The sequence below is a fragment of the Enterococcus sp. DIV1368d genome (assembly GCF_050542975.1).
In the GTDB taxonomy this organism is placed as follows: Bacteria; Bacillota; Bacilli; order Lactobacillales; family Enterococcaceae; genus Enterococcus_D; species Enterococcus_D casseliflavus.
Genome location: NZ_CP172939.1, coordinates 291541 through 308576, shown reverse-complemented (window position 1 = coordinate 308576; position 17036 = coordinate 291541). Strand labels below are relative to the sequence as shown.

At 43.9% G+C, this 17036-nt stretch carries 14 protein-coding genes; 2 read left to right on the top strand and 12 right to left on the bottom strand.

Translation table 11 applies throughout. From position 1 onward, the window contains the following. Positions 1–10: 10 nt before the first annotated feature. The 11 genes from rnc to IGJ44_RS01430 form a co-directional block, all read right to left on the bottom strand. A complete protein-coding gene (gene rnc, locus IGJ44_RS01480) occupies positions 11–703 on the bottom strand; it encodes a ribonuclease III (RefSeq protein WP_005227136.1) in 693 nt (230 codons plus the stop codon). A 213-nt stretch (positions 704–916) separates the two neighbouring features. Continuing rightward, the gene (locus IGJ44_RS01475; RefSeq protein ID WP_074535388.1) at positions 917–2701 is read right to left on the bottom strand and encodes an oligopeptide ABC transporter substrate-binding protein; all 1785 of its coding nucleotides are present in this window, start codon (positions 2699–2701) and stop codon (positions 917–919) included. A 16-nt stretch (positions 2702–2717) separates the two neighbouring features. Continuing rightward, a complete protein-coding gene (locus IGJ44_RS01470; RefSeq protein WP_153883525.1) occupies positions 2718–3587 on the bottom strand; it encodes an ABC transporter permease in 870 nt (289 codons plus the stop codon). 63 nt (positions 3588–3650) lie between these two features. Continuing rightward, positions 3651–4607 (bottom strand): oligopeptide ABC transporter permease, encoded by a 957-nt coding sequence (gene opp4B / locus IGJ44_RS01465; protein ID WP_005227132.1) that lies wholly within the window; start codon positions 4605–4607, stop codon positions 3651–3653. Next, positions 4607–5551: an ABC transporter ATP-binding protein gene (locus IGJ44_RS01460; RefSeq protein ID WP_074535389.1), complete on the bottom strand. Its 945-nt coding sequence runs from the start codon at positions 5549–5551 to the stop codon at positions 4607–4609. Before IGJ44_RS01460 ends, opp4B begins: the two co-directional genes overlap by 1 nt. After that, on the bottom strand, positions 5552–6559 hold the full coding sequence (locus tag IGJ44_RS01455; RefSeq protein ID WP_005227130.1) for an ABC transporter ATP-binding protein: 1008 nt from the start codon (positions 6557–6559) through the stop codon (positions 5552–5554). A 324-nt stretch (positions 6560–6883) separates the two neighbouring features. Continuing rightward, positions 6884–7126 carry an acyl carrier protein gene (acpP, locus tag IGJ44_RS01450; RefSeq protein WP_005227129.1) on the bottom strand — a complete coding sequence of 81 codons (243 nt, stop codon included), beginning with the start codon at positions 7124–7126 and terminating at the stop codon, positions 6884–6886. A 110-nt stretch (positions 7127–7236) separates the two neighbouring features. Continuing rightward, entirely contained in the window at positions 7237–8256 is a 1020-nt protein-coding gene (plsX, locus tag IGJ44_RS01445) for a phosphate acyltransferase PlsX (protein ID WP_430606049.1), read from the bottom strand. 45 nt (positions 8257–8301) lie between these two features. Next, positions 8302–10332: an ATP-dependent DNA helicase RecG gene (gene recG, locus IGJ44_RS01440; RefSeq protein WP_015508817.1), complete on the bottom strand. Its 2031-nt coding sequence runs from the start codon at positions 10330–10332 to the stop codon at positions 8302–8304. Positions 10333–10443: 111 nt separating this feature from the next. After that, positions 10444–12126 carry a DAK2 domain-containing protein gene (locus IGJ44_RS01435; RefSeq protein ID WP_167826626.1) on the bottom strand — a complete coding sequence of 561 codons (1683 nt, stop codon included), beginning with the start codon at positions 12124–12126 and terminating at the stop codon, positions 10444–10446. Between the two features lie 46 nt (positions 12127–12172). Next, positions 12173–12535: an Asp23/Gls24 family envelope stress response protein gene (locus IGJ44_RS01430; RefSeq protein WP_005227125.1), complete on the bottom strand. Its 363-nt coding sequence runs from the start codon at positions 12533–12535 to the stop codon at positions 12173–12175. Between the two features lie 266 nt (positions 12536–12801). Here IGJ44_RS01430 and rpmB point away from each other — a divergent pair, with 266 nt between their 5' ends. Next, positions 12802–12990: a 50S ribosomal protein L28 gene (gene rpmB, locus IGJ44_RS01425; RefSeq protein WP_005232504.1), complete on the top strand. Its 189-nt coding sequence runs from the start codon at positions 12802–12804 to the stop codon at positions 12988–12990. Between the two features lie 162 nt (positions 12991–13152). Next, positions 13153–15801 (top strand): YfhO family protein, encoded by a 2649-nt coding sequence (locus IGJ44_RS01420; protein ID WP_128487969.1) that lies wholly within the window; start codon positions 13153–13155, stop codon positions 15799–15801. Between the two features lie 209 nt (positions 15802–16010). On the opposite strand, the gene IGJ44_RS01415 is transcribed toward IGJ44_RS01420, so the two are convergent. Next, entirely contained in the window at positions 16011–16997 is a 987-nt protein-coding gene (locus tag IGJ44_RS01415; RefSeq protein WP_074535393.1) for an Rgg/GadR/MutR family transcriptional regulator, read from the bottom strand. Positions 16998–17036: the final 39 nt, after the last annotated feature.

Sequence of the window (17036 nt, the reverse complement as noted above, 5' to 3'; positions counted from 1 at the left end):
CAGTCCTCTCTTACTGTTCAAGATCCGCCAAGGCATTCGCAGCGGCGTCCTGTTCTGATAATTTCTTCGATTTTCCTTGTCCTTTTCCGATCAAGGTATCATCGCAATAGACTTCCGTCCAAAAAATCCGTTCATGGGCGGGGCCTGCTTCTTTGATCAAACGATAATTGATGGAAACATCGCCGCCACGCTGCAAGACTTCTTGCAAGCGGGTCTTGTGATCCATCTCATGGGAAAAAGCACCTGCTTTTACTTTTGGAAAGACAACTTTCGTCAAAAAGCCGCTGACACTTTCCAGTCCTTGGTCCAAGTATAACGCACCTAAAAAGGCTTCAAATAGATCACAAAGCAAAGAAGGTCGTTTACGACCGCCAGAGTTTTCTTCCCCTTTGCCTAGACGAATGTATTCATCGAATCGGCAATCTTTGGCAAACATGGATAAACTGTCTTCGCGAACGATTGCCGCCCGTAGCTTCGTCAGCTTACCTTCGGGCAGATCTGGCAATTCACGATACAAATACCGTGAAACGATCAACTCTAAGACAGCATCGCCCAAAAACTCTAAACGTTCGTTATCTGACAAGTGCAAGTTGCGGTGCTCATTCACATAAGATGAATGCGTAAACGCTTGTTCAAGCAGATCTACATCATGGAACACAATATCAAACTTTTCTTTTAGTTCTTTCGTTAATTGTGTATTCATTTGTCACATTCCTTCATTAGTTTATCGACACTTCCCTATTATACTGGTTTTTGCCGAATTATGAAATGTTTCCTCCAAATTCTTGGAAAGACTGTAATAAAATTTTATTTACTTAATCTTCTCCTGGATAAAAAAGCCTGTTTTCCTCAGATACCCGCAAAAAAACAGGAAAAAAAGACGTCCTGGAAAGGACGTCTTTTCATCGATCATTGATTAACGAGATTCAGCTGTAACTGAAACTGTTGCCCATCTGTTGTGGTCAATGTCATAAGCCCATGAGAAGTCTTTGACACGGTTTGAAACAGGCATTACTTGGTTTCTGTAAAGAGTAGGGATAACAAACGCTTCGTTTGCTGCATACTCTTGCCAAGCATCAAATGCTTCTTTACGTTTTGCATCATCAAATGAATCTTTTGAGTCGATTGCATCTAGAAGTTTTGTATTTTCTTCAGATTCAAAACGAGTGTAGTTGAATGCTGCGTTCGGGCCGTAAAGTCCGCTTGGAGAAGGATCTGAACCAGTTCCCCATGCTGCTTGGAAGACATCGATCTCAGGATCATCGTTTTTCAGCTTGTCATAGAAAGCTTGGAAGTCGATCAAGCGACCAGTTGTGTATTGTACATCAAGTCCGATTTCATTCCATTGTTGGATGTAGTAATCAGACAATGGTTGAGCCGTTTCGCCACCTGACATTGAAGCAAAGTTGATGGTTAATTTCTCACCATTTTTGTCTTCACGCATGCCGTCGCCATCGACATCTTTGTAGCCAGCATCATCAAGCAATTGATTTGCTTTGTCGATGTTCAATGTGTAGCCTTCTACTTCGGTGTTGTGCAGTGTGCCGAATACTGGTGGGATCAATGTCGTTGCATTTGAACGCAAGCCATTGTAGAAACGGCTTCCGACAGCATCGTTATCGATTGCGTAACCCATTGCTTGACGCAATGCTTTATCCGCCATTTTAGACTCAGGGTTGTAGTTTACTTTGTTTTCTTCTTCATTCCAAGTACCTAATTTAAAGCCTAGGTAAGTGTATGCTTGTTCAGGACGACCTAAGATTTGGTAGCCATCTACATCTTTGTAGGTTGGATACGTATCTGTTGGCATTGAATAAACAACGTCATATTGTTTTGCATTCAATCCTTCTACGATTGATGCTGAAGGAACAGCTTTAAATGACAATTTATCCATTTTAGGTGCGCCGCCGTAGTAGTACTCATTCGGTACGTATTCAACAGACTCTCCCGCAACGATATTTGACATTACATAAGGACCAAAGACAACTGGATTTTTACGAACTGGATCGCTTGATTCCATATCTTTGACTTCGATACCTTCAAATGCATGTTTCGGTAAAGCAGATTCATACACTCCGCCACCAGCTTGCAACATACCTGGGTGAACTTCTTTGTATTGGATTTTAACGACTTTGTCACTTTCTTTGGTGATACCAGAAATAGTATCAGCTTTGCCATCATGGTAATCTTCCATACCAACGATATTGGTAAAGTTGTTATCATAACGGATACCTGTGTAATCTTTATGACCGATTACTTCATAAGAGAAGATCACGTCATCAGCGGTAACATCTTCGCCATCTGACCATTTCAAGTTATCACGTAATGTGATCGTTGCTGTGTTGTTGTCTTCATCTAACTCAAGATTTGCTGCACCGCCGTCAACGATTTTGAAGTCAGAATCGTATAAGAACAATGTTTCATTACTTGGTTCCATGAAATAACTGTCATAACTGTCTTGATAAAACTCAGGTACGAATAACCCTTGGAACTGCGTATCCATCACTACTGCAACATCCAATGTACCGCCTTCGATTGCTTCTTCATCATTGCTGACTTCGACTGGCATTGTGCTGATATCTTCTGTTTCTGTCGCTGCATTACCGCCACCAGAAGAATCGGTTCCGCCGCCGTTGCTGCCACAAGCTGCCAATGCTAACACTGACAAAAGAGTGACCATACCAAAAATATTTTTCTTCATCCTGTATCCTCCTTGTTTATCCTAGTCGTTGACGCGCATCCGCTGAACGCTTAAATGCTTGACCAACGTAATTGATACTCAACATCAAGACTAAAATTAGAATTGATGCGGGTAACCAGATCCACTGTCTGTTGACCAGCACATCACCGCTGCTGGCATATCCGATCAGTGTTCCCAAACTTGGAACATTGGTCGGCAGACCAAAACCTAAGAATGTTAGTGTCGTTTCAATACCGATATTCGCTGCAAAGTTCATTGTTAAGTTGGTGATGATCAATGAGCTAAGGTTCGGCATAATTTCGCGGAACATGATGACGAAGTCATTGGTTCCGAGGGTTTTCGATGCACTAACATAGTCGCGACGGCCTTCTGAAAGGGTCTTACTTCGGAAGAGCCTTGCTTTTCCGACCCAGTAAAAGGCACTCATGACCCATATAAAGGTCCAAACGTTGTAACGAGGTACGATCGATACGATAACGATAATGATCAACATGATCGGCAAAATCATAACGAAGTCAACGATACGCATCAAAATGTTATCAATGATGCCACCATAGTAACCTGAGATGATCCCTAGTCCGACCCCAACGATCGACGTAATGATCGTGATTGAAAAACCAATCAAGATTGAGTTACGCGCACCGATGATCAATTGTCCCCAAACATCACGGCCACCTTCATCCGCCCCTAAAAGGTAGGTGCCGCCGTTTGGCGAAATCGCGCCGGGTACAGCGTATTTATCAAGGATGCTGACACGCATCACTTGTGATTGGTCGATAACTGCTGAGCCGATAAACACGAACAATAAAACTGCGACTAACAAAACTAATGAAAAGATCGCCATTTTATCTTTTAAGAATTCGCGAAAAATCATTTTTAATCCCATAGGCGGGATGCTCTCTTGTTTTAGTACTTTTTCTTTCTTTTCAGACACATTTATCCCCTCCTATTACTGGATTCTGATTCTTGGATCGACAATACTCATGATGATATCTGATAGTAGCGTACCGATCAAGGTCGCTAGTCCTAAGATCAATGTCAGTGAAGTGATCACGGCATAGTCCCGTTGGACGATACTATCGATAAACAGTTTTCCGACACCTGGGTAAGCGAAGATTTTCTCAATGACCACAGAACCTGCGATTAATGAAGTGATCTCGTAGCCCATTTGTGATGCGATCGGCAACGATGCATTACGGAAAACGTGACGTGAGAAGACTTTATTCGTTGGTACCCCTTTTGAACGAGCGGTACGAACGAAATCCAATGATTTCGAATCAATGACTTCACTTCGCAAGTATTGGATCGTCACTGCTGTTCCTAATAATGCAGAAGTGATCGCCGGTAATAGTAGGTGATACAAGCGACTCCAAAACTCAGCCATGCCACTGACCCCCGGTGCAACGGAACCACCCGTTGGGAACCAAGCCAATCGGTAACCGAAGATGAACAATGCGATCAACGCAAAGATAAACAACGGTACGGCGAAACTGAAGAAGTTGTAAACAACGACGACTTTATCAAGCAATGAATTTTGGTAACGTCCTGCCCACATCCCTAAAGGAATGGCAATCACGTAAGTCAAAATGACCGTCAATAAAGATAACCACAATGTATTGCTGATACGTCCTGCTAATAACGTTGAAACAGGTAATTTAAAGATGAAACTTTGACCAAAGTCCCCTTTTAAGGCATTTCCGATCCAACGGAAATACTGGGTATACCATGGGTCATTCAAACCAGCGGCTTCACGCATCCGCTCAATAACAGCTGGATCTTGGTTTGGATTGATCAAACCGGTAAATGGATCCCCAGGCATTGCTTGTGCGATCAAGAAAATCAAGATACTCAAAATAATGACTTGCGGGATCATCAACAACAAACGACGTAGAATTGTTTTCCACATTATTCAGCACCCCCGTTTTTCAATGCGACTTGGTGCGACTCGGTGATTTTACGCAAGTCATACACTCTGCCAGTTTCGTCGTAGTAATCTTTTTGATGGGTCACATATTCCAACTCGACCTTGCGGCGGTTTTCTTTGTGAGCATCGCGATTTTTTACGTCGATTTGAGGAATCGCTGATAATAAACGTTTTGTATAGATGTGACGCGGGTCTTGATAGATGTCTTCCCGTGTCCCAATCTCAACGAAGCGGCCTTTGTACATGATGGCGATATTGTCACACATGTGTTTTACGACCCCTAAGTCATGAGAGATGAATAAGAAACTTAAGCCAAATTCTTGCTGGATCCGTTTCATAAAGTTCAGTACCTGCGCTTGAACGGATAAGTCAAGGGCTGAAACCGGCTCATCGGCGACGATCAGTTTGGGATTGGATGCTACCGCGCGGGCAACCCCTAACCGCTGACGTTGTCCACCAGAGAACTCGTGAGGATATTTGTATAGGGCATCTTCTGGCATCCCAACGATATCCAGAAGGCTTTTCACTCGTTTTTTCTCTTCTTGATCGCTTAAGCGTTCAAAGTTGCGTAATGGTTCGGCGATAATGTCTACCACGCGTTTTTTAGGATTCAAGCTGGACATTGAATCTTGGAAAATCATTTGGACATCTTTGTTGTAGTTCATTTTTTTGCGGATGGAACGTTTGGTCACGTCTTGCCCGTCATAAATGATTTCGCCACTGGTGATTTTTTCTAATCCAACGATGGCTTTCCCCGTCGTGGATTTACCAGAACCAGACTCACCAACCAATCCGTAGGTTTTTCCTTTTTCTATGATGAAGTCCACACCGTCAACGGCATACACATGGTCTGTGACGCGGTTGAAAAATCCGCTGCGAATAGGATAGTGGACTTTCAGATCTTTAATTGTAATTAATTCTGTCATCTACACTTCTCCTTCTTCGTCTCTAAAATGAAAATGCTTGTAGCATGTGCAACGGACCAAATGATCAGGTGCTACTTCATGCAAGACTGGGTTTGCTTCGTGGTCGCTTTCAGGAATCCAAGGAATCCGTGCGGCAAACCGACAACCCGTCCGTGGCATATTTTTCAATGAAGGAACTACGCCTTCGATCACGTGCAGTTCACTGTCTTGTGAATTTTCTTGAGGGATCGAGTTAAGCAATGAGCGGGTGTATGGATGTTTCGGATTGGCAAACAACTCTTCGGCTGTTGCGACTTCCACAAACTGACCCCCGTACATCACGGCTACTCGGTCGGCCATCTCTGCTACGACACCTAAATCGTGGGTGATCAAAATGATCCCCGTCTGTGTTTCTTCTTGCAAATCTTTTAGTAGATCAAGGATCTGTGCTTGGATCGTCACATCCAACGCGGTCGTTGGTTCATCGGCAATAATGATTGGTGGTTTACAAGCAATCGCGATCGCAATGATGACCCGCTGACGCATCCCACCAGACAATTCATGAGGGTATTGACGTCCTACTCGCGGTGGATTGGGAATCCCCACTTGTTCTAATAATTCTAATGCTCGTGCTTGACGCTGTTCGGCGGTCATATCCGTATGGTAGGATAACCCTTCTTTGATTTGATCTTCGATCCGCATCAAAGGATTCAGTGCAGACAATGGATCTTGGAAAATCATCCCAATATCATTTCCGCGAATTTTGTTGTACAGCGTTTCGTTTAAGTTTGACAAGTTTAAATCTTTATATAAGATTTCTCCAGTGATTTTCGTGTTGTTTGGGTCATGCAGCCCCATGATCGTTGTAGCTAACGTACTCTTGCCGCAACCAGATTCTCCTACGATCGCTAAGATCTCATTGCGATCCAGTGTAAAAGAAATACCATCTACTGCGTCATAGTAATCGTCTTTAATACGAAAACCTGTGTGAAGGTTTTGAACATCTAGTAATTGATTATCTCTGGACAATCGAATACCCCTCTCTACTTTCTAAGATGTCTTGCAATTTAATGTAAAAAAAGAAGGAACATGCATTTCATTTCCAAAAGCTTTCTTAACATTGTATAATATATTCTTAATAATTATATAGAAATGCCACCAATAATGCAAGTCCCAGAAAAGTTAATACACTGAATTTTCAGAAAATTTACATTATGCTTTCAACGCCGTCATGTCAGGTTTAACGACCGTTTTTTAGATTTCACTACCAAAGAAAAGCCGCTCAAAATCACTGCGGATCAATTATGAGAAAGAAAGAGCTAAGTCATCTAGGACTTAGCTCTTATGTCTGTCTTAAGCAAGATGGCTTGAAATATAATCAACCGCTCCACCGACTGTTTCGATCTGCTCGGCATCTTCATCAGAAATCTCGGTACCAAATTCATCTTCTAGTTCAAGGACGAATTCCATCACACTGATCGAATCAGCGTTCAAGTCGTCTTTAATGCTCATCGTATCCGTTACGTTCTCTGCGTCAATTTCAAAATGATTGGCGATCACGACCGCAACTTTCTTGAATACTTCATCTCGTGTCAACTGGCTTCACCTCCACGCGTTTGCACAAAACATAGAATGGCTAACAAACATTGTACTGCTTTCTATGCTTTTTGTCTAGATATTTTTGCAATTTCATTACAATCATTGCATTATGATTGCGTTTCGTCTTTGTCAGTCGGCATTTCTTCAAAATGGGCGACCAATTGTGCCACGACATCTGTCGCTAACATCGTATGGATCTGCTTGATGGTGTACGCCACCGCTTCTGGTCCTGTCGCACCATGGGTTTTGATGACTGGTGCTTTCAAACCAAACAATACGGCACCGCCGTGTTTCGCATAATCCATTTCATTTTTCACTTTCCGCAACGCATCTTTTAATAATAATGCGCCTAATTTCCCTTTGGCACCAGAATCGAGAATCGATTGTTTCAACAGCGCCATCAAATTCAAGGCGGTTCCTTCGATCGATTTCAAAACAGCATTTCCAGTAAAGCCATCTGTCACGACGACGTCAGCTGCACCATCCAATAATTCCCGAGCCTCGACATTGCCGATAAAGTGGATCGTCGGGTCTTGCGAAAGCAGTTCAAAGGCTTTTTTCGTTAATTCACTGCCTTTGGTTTCTTCCGTTCCGTTATTTAACAAGCCGACCCGTGGTCGATTGATCCCGCGAACTTTTTGGGCATAAAAGGACCCTAAGACGGCATAGTTTGCCAAATGTTCTGGTTTATTGTCGGCATTGGCACCTAGATCCAGCATATCAAAGCCAGCATCTTTGCCGATCACTGGCATCGTGGACATCAATCCGGGACGGTCGATCCCTTTGATCCGACCGACGATAAACAAACCAGCCGCTAATAAGGCCCCAGTATTTCCAGCTGAAAAAATCGCATCTGCCTCACCATTTTTGACCGCTTGTGCTGCCAAGACCATTGAGGCGGTTTTTTTTCGTCTGATCGCTTTGACAGGCTCATCATCACTATTGATTTTTTCATCCGTGTGGATAATGGTGACATTTTTATCATCCGTCTTGTATTTTTTGATTTCATTTTCTTTTCCGTAAAGGAGGAATTCAATCTCTGGAAAGTCTTTTTTTGCCAGCATGACTCCTTCTACGATCGCTTTTGGGGCGTTGTCTCCGCCCATTGCATCAACAGCAATCCGCATCTCGCTGCCACTCCCTTCATTTTCCCAATCAGTATAGCATATTCTTTAATCAAAAAATTGTTTGTCTGCTTTTTTTGCTGCTAAATAGTTTGCCAATGCCGAAAATTCTGGCAACAGCTGCCAGCCATTTTTTTGCCAAAGCTGGGCAGCTTCGACTTGTGCCACTTCTAGAATATGGGCATCTGCGACCAAATCGGCAGCCGCAAACTCTGGCAAGCCCGATTGTCGATTGCCGAAGACTTCTCCTGGTCCTCGCAACTGCAAATCTTTTTCGCTGACTACAAAGCCGTTGGTGGTTTCTGTCATGATCTTCATTCGCTCGACCCCTGTTTCATTCTTCGGGTTTGCGATCAATATACAGTAAGAAGCATCGGCACCGCGCCCTACCCGTCCACGCAATTGATGAAGCTGGGCTAACCCGAAGCGATCGGCGTCAATGATCAGCATCACTGTCGCATTGGGGACATTGACCCCTACTTCGATGACCGTCGTGGAAACCAAGATCTGCAGTTGATTTTCTTTGAAAGCTTCCATGATGCTGTCTTTTTCTTGATTCTTCATTTTCCCATGCAGCATCCCCACTTGATAAGTAGGAGAAAAGTAACTTTGCAGCTGCTCATAAATCTCCGTGGCATTCTTGACATCCAGCATTTCGGATTCTTCGATCAAAGGACAGATGACATACATCTGATGCCCTTGTGCCAATTCTTTTTGCGCCCACTCTAAGATCGATTCAAACTGCGGCGGACGGACCCAGCGAGTCTCTACAGGAATCCGTCCTGCTGGCATTTCATCGATCACCGAAACATCCATTTCGCCATAAGCCGTGATCGCTAACGTACGAGGGATCGGTGTGGCGGTCATAAAGAGCACATCAGGCAGATAGCCTTTTTCTCGTAAGACTTTTCGCTGATTGACCCCAAAACGGTGTTGTTCATCGGTGATGACTAAGCCTAGATGTGCAAAATCCACCCCTTCTTGAATCAGCGCATGGGTCCCAACGATGATGTCGATCTCCCCAGCTGCTAATTGTTCTAAGATGACCCGCCGTTCTTTTGGTTTGGTCGAGCCTGTCAAAAGAGCGGTGGTCACTTCTAAGGGGTCAAAGAGCTGATTCAAGCTTTCTAGGTGCTGCTGAGCCAAAATCTCAGTCGGCACCATCAGTGCGCCCTGAAAGCCAGCCGTCATCGTGGCATAGAGGGCGATCGCCGCCACGACTGTTTTCCCGCTTCCTACGTCTCCTTGCAAGAGTCGCTGCATGTGCTGCGGACTTTTCAGGTCATGGCAGATTTCATTGGTCACGCGCTTTTGCGCATTCGTCAATTCAAAGGGCAGTTTACGAGTAAACTCTTTCAAGCGTTGCACATCATAATCGATCGCCAAGCCGTTTTTCTCGGCTTTTTCGCTTTTCTTCAGTCCTTGGATCTGCATTTGGAACAAAAAGAACTCTTCAAAAATCACCCGACGCTTCGCTTGATGACTCTCTTGCGGATCTTTTGGAAAGTGCATCGCAAACATCGCGGATTTCCGATCCAACAAGCGATATTTTTCGATCAATGACAAAGGCAAGATCTCTGTGATCTGATCACCAAAATCAAGGAATGCCTGTTTGATCAGTTCGATCAACACACTTTGACGCACGGCTTTATTGACATGATAAATGGGGGCAAAGTCTTCTGCGCTCTTGCTGCCGAGAATTTTCATCCCCGTCAGTCCTTTGCGTTTGGCGTCCCATTTGCCATAGACGGCGATCTCTTCTGAGACCTCTACTTTATCCTTCAAATAAGGCTGATTGAAAAAGGAGACATTAAAGACATCGTGGTCTTGCATCATGCGAAATTGCAACCGACTTTTCTTATAGCCAAAGCGATTGACGACCGGCGGGGAAACGACGATCCCCTTGATCGTTACTTTTTCTTGGTCTTGAATCTCCGCTAATTGCCGTTCTTGAATGTCTTCATAACGAAACGGATAATACTTCAGCAGGTCTTCAATGGTTTCGATCCCTAAACTCGCCAAGTCTTGGGCGCGTTTTTCTCCGACACCCTTTAATACCGTAAGTGGCTGATTCAGCATAGGTACCCTCCTTTTCCAAAGTAATTTTGTTTATTGCAGAGATTCCTGCATTCATAGAAAAAGACGGAGCCAAAAATCATCTACGATTTTTGCCCCCGCCGCCTAATTTGTTTATTCTGCTGAGAAAAGATACGGATAAACTGGCTGATCGCCTTGATGGATCTCTACTTCGATCTCAGGATGCAGCTCAACGATCGCTTCTTCAATTTTCGCTGCTTCTTTGGCTTTGCCTTCTTCACCGATAATGATGGTGACGATCTCAGTATCTTCTGTGATCATTTTTTCTAAGGTAGTCATGGAAGCAGAGAAACGATCAGGAACAGAAACAACGATTTTGCCGTCGACCATTCCTAAGAAGTCGCCTTCTGTGATTTCGATGCCATCAATTGATGTATTACGGATCGCATGAGTCACTGATCCGCTGACAACACTTGCTAAGACATCGGTCATAGCTTGCTGATTTTCAGCTAGTGTGGATTGCTCGTGGAATGCCAGCATCGCTGTCATCCCTTGTGAGATCGTTCGTGTTTCAACAACCGCTACTGGAATCTCGGAAACTTCCGCTGCTTGCTGTGCAGCCATAAAGATGTTTTTGTTATTTGGTAGAACGATCACTTGGTCGGCATTAACTTCATTGATCGCCAACAAAATGTCTTCCGTACTTGGATTCATCGTTTGGCCGCCACTGATGACATATGAAGCACCCAGGCTAGTGAACAATTCTTTCAAGCCTTCGCCAGCCGCGATCGCGATGATCGCAAATGGTGTCCGTGGACGTTTCACTGGTGCAGGTTTTGCACCTTGCTGGTCGTGTTCCAAAATCGTTTCATGCTGAAGACGCATGTTGTCAACTTTGATTTTCACCAATGAGCCGAATTTTTGACCATAATTCATGACTTCGCCAGGATGTTCCGTATGGACATGGACTTTGATGATCTCATCGTCGTTGACCACTAATAAGGAATCCCCTAACTCGTTTAAGTAATTACGGAATGTTTCATAATCAAATTCACTATCTACAGTCGGACCTTCACCGATCTTCACCATGATTTCTGTACAGTAACCAAAGGTGATGTCTTCTGTCGCTAAGTGCCCTTGAACGCTGCGATGATGTTCGGCATTGACCATTTCGTCCATAGCCGCTGGGGAAGGTTCGAAGATTTCATCGGCTGGGTATTCCCCAGTCAATGCATTTAAGAAGCCTTCATAGATAAACAACAATCCTTGACCGCCGCTATCTACCACGCCGACTTCTTTTAAGACGGGCAATAGATCAGGGGTTTTCGCCAATGAACGTTTTGCGCCGTGAACCACGGCTTTCATCACTTCGATACAATCATCGGTAGTTTGTGCTTTTTTCTCGCCATATTCAGCTGAGATGCGTGCCACAGTCAAGATGGTTCCTTCCACAGGCTTCATGACTGCTTTATAGGCGGTTTCTACTCCATGAGTAAAGGCTTGAGCCAATTCTGGTGCAGTGAGTGTTTCTGCGGTCGGGATAGCTTTAGAAAAACCGCGGAATAATTGAGACAAAATGACGCCGGAATTCCCACGTGCGCCCATCAATAGTCCTTTTGAAAGTGTAGCGGCAAGATCGCCGACGTTTTCTGAAGTCGCATCTGCGACAGCTTTTGCTCCACTGGTCATGGATAGATTCATGTTTGTCCCGGTGTCTCCATCTGGAACAGGAAACACATTCAATGAGTTGACAAACTCTGCATTAACTTGTAGACGAGCCGCGCCTGCCTGCACCATTTCTTGAAACTGACTTGCGCTGATATTCGTTACCTTCACTTAGATAGTCCTCCTTAAAATCATCCGCCATGAACGGATCCCTTGCCTAATCTGGCAGTACACGTACGCCTTGAACAAATACATTTACCGAGTTCGCAGATACACCTAGCATCGTTTCTAAGTTGTATTTCACTTTTTCCTGCACGTTGCGGGAAACTTCGGAAATTTTTGTTCCATAGCTAACAATCGTGTATACATCCACTGCAATGCCGTTTTCTTCTTGGCGGACAACGACACCGCGAGAATAATTTTCTTTTCGTAAAATTTCATTGATGTTATCTTTGATTTGTTTCTTGCTAGCCATACCAACAATGCCGAACACATCTGTTGCTGCGCCTCCGACCACTGTTGCAATGACTTCATTGCTGATTTCAATAATACCTGATGAGGTTTGAATTTTTACAGCCATTTTATAGCCTCCTTCAATGGGCATGACCCATCTTTCTTCTTACATATTTTATCATAGCTGTACCGCAAATAAAAGGATGAGACATATGAAAAGGGGCTTTCTGACCAAACGTCTTGCATTTCGACCTTGTTTAATTTACAATGTTTACTGGGAAAAGTCAATGTTTCTTGAAAATTACTCTTGCTTTTTTCACCTTTCTGTGATAAATTCAGATGGTATGAGCTGAAATAGCGCTCCAACATCAAGGCAAAGGAGGAAATAACCACATGGCTAAAGTTTGTTACTTTACTGGACGTAAAACTGCAAGTGGAAACAATCGTTCTCACGCAATGAATGCGACAAAACGTACTGTGAAACCTAACTTGCAAAAAGTTCGCGTTATGATTGACGGAAAACCTAAAAAAGTTTGGGTGTCAACTCGTGCTTTGAAATCTGGAAAAGTTGAGCGCGTATAATTAGACCTTTTCGGCCGTTCGTTTTGAACGGCTTTTTTTGTACCCTTTTTTCTTTGGTGCGCTTTCACTTAGGTTTTCATTAAAGAAAACAGGTCTTTGTTTTTTTAATCGATTCACCTGTGGTAAACTAAGAAAAAATTGATAAAGAACAGGTGACTTCTTGTGACGAAAATAAAAACATTTGCCAAACAACATTGGCCTTATATGCTTGCTAGTTTCTTCTTGCCGTTTCTTATCATGGCAGTGATCTATTTGACCATCGGCATCTACCCTGGCAGCAGCCGCAGTGTCTTAGCCAGTGATGCCTTTTCGCAATTCTCAAACTTTCATGCCAGCTTTCGCAATATGCTCTTAGGCAAGCAAAGTATCTTTTATACATGGAATGCCTCTTTAGGCTTGAATTATCTGGCACTGATCTCCTATTACTTAGGCGGGATCTTCACTCCTCTGGTCTTGTTTTTCCCAAATCAGCTGATGCCAGATGCGTTGTACTTCTTGACCTTGATCAAGATCGGCAGTGCGGGCTTGGCGTTTTGGTTTTATGCCAGCCAAACCTTTAAGATCCAACGTTGGCAGCATGTGACCTTAGCCGTCTGTTATGCCTTGATGTCCTTCATCACCGCCCATTCGGAACTGATCATGTGGCTTGATGCCATGATCTATCTACCGCTAGTGATTTTAGGTATTGACCGTTTAGTGAAAAAGAAAAAACCAGTCGTGTTATTTATCAGTTATCTGCTGTTATTTTTATCCAGTTTTTACATGGGCTTTATGATCGGTCTCTTTTCCGTAATGTATTTCTTGGTTCAGTTGGGGCGCAACTGGAAGCAAGCTCGGGGGGCGATCATTCCTTACGGCATCACCTCCTTGTTAGCTGGCGGCGCCTCAATGGTGATCATCTTACCTGCCTTATTGGATTTGCGCTCAAACGGGGAAGAATTAACAACGATTTCTTCCTTTAAAACCGAAGCCACCGATGTCTTTGACCTCGTGATGAAAAACATGATCGGTGTTTACGATACGACAAAATACGGCTCCATTCCCTTCATCTATATCGGTTTATTGCCGTTGCTGTTGTGTATTTTATATTTTGTTTCGAAGAAAATCCGCTTGAAGGATAAATTCTTATACGCTGGCATGTTTGCTGTTTTGATCGCCAGTTTTTATATCGTGCCGATGAATCTTTTTTGGCACGGGATGCATGCCCCAAATATGTTCCTTTTCCGTTATGCCTATTTGTTCTCCTTCTTAGTGATCATGCTGGCGGGATACGGGTGGGAGCAGCTGCAGCAAAAAGATCGCGGCTTGTTTCTCATTATTGGTCTTTCTACGATCGTGGTGTTTGCCCTCTCCTACGCATTGAAAGGACCTGGAACCTATGAATATGTTTCCGCTACTTCTTTTGCGCTAACGATCGTATTCTTTGTTCTTTACTTGTTATGTATTGGGTTCGGGCAATTAGGTCTTTTAACACAAAAACGAGTGACGATCTTGATGCTGATCTTCGTCTGCGGAGAAATGGCCGTCAATACGAGCGGTATGGTTCGCGGAATTTTGAATGATTGGAACTATGCTTCTCGTAGTTTGTATACAGAACCTTATCCGGACATCAAAAAACTAGTCACTCAAGCCAACGAAGACAATGATACCTTTTTCCGATTAGAAAACCTTGATCCTGTTTCTTCCAACGACAGTATCAATTATGGCTACAGCGGTGTCAGCATGTTTTCTTCGATCCGTAACCGCAATTCCTCAAGCTACCTGGATAAGCTGGGCTTTCGGTCCCGCGGCACCAATTTAAATATCCGCTATCCGAATAATACCTTGCTGATGGATGCTTTTACAGGGATCAAATACAATATCTCCAAGCCAAATCTCACCAAATACGGCTTTCAACGTGTCGGGGAATCTGGTGAATACAAGCTTTATGAGAATCAAAATGCGTTACCGCTAGGTTTCTTGGCTGAACCAACCATTGAATCGATTGAACAGCCGCAAAATGACAACTTGACGAGCCAGAAAAATCTTTTCAATGGCTTGGCCGATTTAAATTTAGAGTATTTTGCCTTTCAGCCGATCACGGTGATCCATAGTAAAAATACAGATATCACCAATGACGGCATGTATATGAAATTTACCGAGCAAGAAAGCAATGTCGCAAAAGAAGTGACTTGGCAAGTGGAGGTTCCAGCGAACTCGCAAGCATACTTGAGTCTTTTCCCTGCCAACTTTGGGGAATTGGAAAGCTCATCTGCCACCGTGACAGTCAACGGTCAGCAGCGAGAAACGCAAATCAGTATCAACGGTCAATACTACGACTTAGGGCACTATGAGACCGATACGACGGTTCAATTCACCGTCAGCTTCTACGGAACGCCTGAAATCTCCTTCCAAAACCCGCAAGTCGTGACCTTGGATACCAACGCTTACCAACAAGCAATTGATGCGATCCAAGATCGAGGGGTCGCTATGACGGTCGGCAAACGCAGTGCCAAAGCCGATATCACGACTGAAAAAGAGCAGCAGCTTGTAACGACCATCCCTTATGACAAGGGCTGGACTGCTACGCTTGACGGCAAAGAAGTTCCAATCACCGCCTTTCAAGACGGCTTTATCAGTGTGACGATCCCAAGTGGCACCCATCACTTGGAACTGTCCTTCTTGCCGCAAGGCTTTGTTATCGGTGTTTGCTTGTTCTTCGGCTGCATCGCATTGTTTATCCTGTTTGCTTGGTTTTACCAGAAACAAGTAGCCAAAAAGCAAGTTTTAGACGACCAACGTCAACTCATGGATCAACCACCAGAAACCTAATCGAAAAAGAACCAACTCGTCTTTTTGAGGCGCTCCCCATAAGTTAGAGCAAACGCTGACTTATGGGTGTCGCTCAATGATCGGTGAGTTTGGTTCTTTTTTTGTGCTGGCGTTCCGCAGTTGTTCGCTCTAGTGGCCTTAGCCTCCACTACCGACTAGATCCCCTTCGATGCGGGGCCAAATGCCTAGCCCGTTAGCCCTTAGAGCGTTTAGCGAAACATAAGATAACTGTTAGGTTCTTCCGCATTTTTCTTGATGGAGTGCAACGATCGCTCCCATAAGTTAACCATTTTGGTTTGTTTCAAGACGCGAAAGATCGAAAGCCCTTGATCGATTTTCAACAGTCCTTTTTCTTGATCGCCATAAATATACCAGTACCATCCTTGATAGCAAAGAAGATGCGTACTGTTTAGCATGTCTCCGCGATCTGCCAATAATTCCTCTGCAATGGTCAACACCTCTTTTGCCCACTCCAGGCGGCGAAAATTGACAAACGTCGTAAAACAACTAAAAATCAAATCCATTTGAATTTCTCGCATCAAGGACAAACCTTGTTCTTTTTTTGTGCGAGAGATAGCGATCTGCAGTAAGTGATAGGAGGTTTCGACAGGAAATAAGAATTGAAAATAACGAAAAAGCAAAATCTCATAAACGCCCCAGTTGTCTACTTTCGTAAGGTAGGAAATGACGGGGCGAGTTTTGGTGCGTAGCTTTTCCATATAGTCACCAGAAGAGTGATTGAGTTTAGGACCTGAGAGATTGATTTCATGTATCTCCTTTGTGATCTCAAGGTACAGAAAAACAAAAGAATGCTGTTTGGAAGCGGCGATCAGTTCGCTACGCATTTCCTCCAGCCCTTCTTTGCTTCTCTGGGCGTGGGCGTTACTCAAATAAGCTTCTTTGTTGATCCCTAAAATTCGATCCAGTAAATCCATAAATTCGCTCGTCATATAGCTGGGAAAGCTCATCAGGTTGTCGTGCCCTTTTACGCCCTTTTGCTGCGCACGCAAATAATAAAACTCCTCCACTGTGACATGGATATTTTCTAATAAGCGTTCCAATCGATGAATACTGATACTTGAAGCACCTTGCTCAAATTTACTGATAAACGAGCGACTGTTTTGTTCATCCGCCACTTGAGCGATCGTATAGCCGCGCTCTTTGCGCAATTGTCGGTACAGTTTTCCTTCTTCCATAACCATCCTCCTCACAACGATCGGTCTACAAACGCCAAA